The organism is Pseudomonas sp. PDM25, from assembly GCF_019219045.1.
Taxonomy (GTDB): Bacteria; Pseudomonadota; Gammaproteobacteria; order Pseudomonadales; family Pseudomonadaceae; genus Aquipseudomonas.
The window spans coordinates 1-406 of sequence record NZ_JAHUWL010000072.1 but is presented as its reverse complement, the minus strand read 5'-3'; the positions used below and the strand labels follow the sequence as shown (position 1 = coordinate 406).

At 61.8% G+C, this 406-nt stretch carries 1 protein-coding gene; it reads left to right on the top strand.

The genetic code is table 11. From position 1 onward, the window contains the following. On the top strand, positions 1–406 hold a 406-nt coding region (locus tag KW848_RS31370), incomplete at both ends, for an Ig-like domain-containing protein (protein ID WP_218539184.1).

The window sequence follows — 406 nt, the reverse complement described above, 5'->3', positions numbered from 1 at the left end:
AATGACAGCGATGTCGATAACACCCTGAGTGTCGCGACCTTTACCGTCGCTGGCGTGACCGGCAGCTTCACCGCCGGCCAAGTTGCAACGATCGCCGGCGTTGGCACAGTGACGATCGCTGCCAACGGCGACTACAGCTTCACTCCGGTCGAGAACTACAACGGTGCCGTGCCGCAAGTCAGCTACACCACCAACACTGGCTCCACCAGCACCCTGGACCTGAACGTCACCCCGGTCGACGACGCGAGCGTCCTGACCGCCGATGCCCAAACCATCGCCGAAGACACCGTTGCAGCCGGCAACGTGTTGACCAATGACAGCGATGTCGATAACACCCTGAGTGTCGCGACCTTTACCGTCGCTGGTGTGACGGGTTCCTTCACCGCCGGCCAGACCGCGACCATTG